This window comes from Herbiconiux daphne, assembly GCF_024979295.1.
Classification (GTDB): Bacteria; Actinomycetota; Actinomycetes; order Actinomycetales; family Microbacteriaceae; genus Herbiconiux; species Herbiconiux daphnes.
On sequence record NZ_JANLCJ010000122.1, the window covers coordinates 1 to 1,155 of the forward strand.

Below are 1,155 nucleotides of genomic sequence, written 5' to 3' on the forward strand. Positions count from 1 at the left end.
AGCGTCCTCTCATAATGCTAACATATTTTCAAGTCCGGTAAACACACGTTGGAAAGTTGAGTAGTCCGCAACGTAAGAAGTATCGTTTGACACGATACCATTTGCGGTTGATGTAATAAACCCTGCGATTAGTTTGAAAGGTAGAATCTGGAAAGAGTTCTTTTTGGTTAGTTCAACCCTTTTGTGTTTAGGTTGATTTGCTATAAAACGATTTACAAAGGCATTACGTCCGTTCATTTGATTCTCCTTATGGTTCTAATATTGGGTCTGCGTCTCCACCATTACCCATTGCTCCAAGACCCTCAGGGTTTGATTCGCTTGTTGCTTGATTAAAAGCGACTTGGTGTTCTATGATTTGTTGGTTTTGTGCTTGTTGGTCTTTCTCAATTTCCTCCAAGACTTGTTTAGCGTCGTCCTCGTTGTCGGTGTCATTCATAATCATAATCGCTTGTAGTTTAGTCATTAGACCATAACTGATGGCGTTGTTTAGGAAGTCGACAAGTTGTAATTGATTATACACCACATTTTCCTTGATTTGAATCGTAATCATTTCGAATGCCGATTCTCTATCGGTGGCATAACCTTTGTAGACAAGTAGTTTGGCGAATAGGTTTGAAAGTATTTCGGTAAATCTACGTCTTAGTTGTTTTGTGGTTCTTTGGTCGTTGTCCTTAGTGATTAAGGTTTGTGCTTCGGTAGCACCTGCTTGACCTTGTGCGAATATTGGCGAGTAACCACAACCAATCATATACAAGTCGATTTCCGCTTGTCAACCTGCCAACCATTTTTGAGCGTCATAAGTTCCTTGGACTGCCTCAATAGGTTTGTTTTGGTTAGGTGTCATATCGGCCGAGATAATGTAGTCGTCTGCCACTGCTTGACTGATAGTTCCATTAGCAACTAACTTTTGAGCGTATGAGGAATCGAATTGACCGAACACCCTTGTAGCACCTTTTCACTTCTCTTTGTAGTGTTGCCTTAGTGAGTAGTTAATTGAGTCCGCCAAGTTGGCAACATCGGCATCGATGGCGTATTTTCCTCACGCATTGATTCCCGAGTTAACCACATTACGATTTTCCCTAAATGTAATTAGTTCGAATGGAATGAAACCCAAGTTGTGTTTTTCGTAAGTAGGTAGTTGTAGTTCTTGTGGAA

The 1,155-nt window shown here is 40.7% G+C and carries 2 protein-coding genes; both read right to left on the reverse strand.

The features are described from left to right. Nucleotides 1-9 precede the first annotated feature (9 nt). The gene (locus N1032_RS23480) at nt 10-237 is read right to left on the reverse strand and encodes a hypothetical protein (RefSeq protein WP_259542774.1); all 228 of its coding nucleotides are present in this window, start codon (nt 235-237) and stop codon (nt 10-12) included. 10 nt (nt 238-247) lie between these two features. After that, on the reverse strand, nt 248-754 hold the full coding sequence (locus N1032_RS23485) for a hypothetical protein (RefSeq protein ID WP_259542775.1): 507 nt from the start codon (nt 752-754) through the stop codon (nt 248-250). Nucleotides 755-1,155 lie beyond the last annotated feature (401 nt).

What these genes read in the sequence shown, in the direction of transcription:
- N1032_RS23480 (WP_259542774.1), bottom strand. Translation starts at nt 237, where the DNA reads ATGAACGGACGTAATGCCTTTGTAAATCGTTTTATAGCAAATCAACCT.